The 828-nt window shown below is 38.2% G+C and carries 1 pseudogene; it reads right to left on the bottom strand.

Annotated features, from left to right (window positions below):
• Positions 1-828: pseudogene (locus J7R12_RS08580) on the bottom strand (damage-inducible protein); the annotation flags it as partial.

Here is an 828-nt window from a genome sequence, read left to right as displayed (position 1 = left end):
AAATGCCTTGGCAAAAAAGCTTTCATAAAGCGTAATAATGAGATTTTGTCTTGCTTGCGGGGTCGTAATACCAGAGGCACGTAATTTTACACTGTCATAAAACTCTCTAAGATCCTTTGACTCTTCTTCAATATTTGTCTTGTCTAATTCCTTTAAAATCTTATCCATTGCTTGCGAGATGGTATTGTTTTGAACAAATTCATTGCCATCAAACAAAACTTCAAACACAGGGCGCGTTACAAGATGCTGTGCTAACATCTCAACTGCTTCTTCTTGTTTAATATCACTGTTTAAATTGTTCTTTAATTCAAGATGAAAGCTCTCAAAGGCATGAGAGGCTTCACTCTTTTCATCAGAGAGCATGTTTTGAAGACGGTTGATATGGTTTTGAGCAATCTCAGCAACATTGCCAGCCCAGTTTTCCCAATAATCCGCAATAGCAAATTTCTTCGTTAGAAGGGTTATGAGAGCATTACGGAACTCCTTAAAAAAGGGTAATCTTCCTTGTACTCCAATACTCTTAGAAGGTTCATAGGCTGGTTTTCCAATTTTTAATCCCACACTTTCTGATTTCTCATGGATTGAGATTTTATCTTCAACAGCCGTCATACTGTCTAAGGCAAGAATCTCTAGGGTATGACTTACATCTTGCCCTAAAATCATCTGGTTAAGGATAACTTCAAAATTCTCATCATGAGCAAGCAAAGCATTGATCACTTGCCAAACAACCTTGTATCTCTTGTTGTGTCTTAAAGCTTGCTCAGCAGAAATCCCCGCAGGAACTCCAACGGGTAGAATGATATAACCTCTCTTTTTTCCTTTGGCACG

The organism is Bartonella vinsonii subsp. vinsonii (assembly GCF_902825235.1).
In the GTDB taxonomy this organism is placed as follows: domain Bacteria; phylum Pseudomonadota; class Alphaproteobacteria; order Rhizobiales; family Rhizobiaceae; genus Bartonella; species Bartonella vinsonii.
Note: the sequence above shows the minus strand (reverse complement) of the source record. Positions and strands in the feature narration are given on the sequence as shown.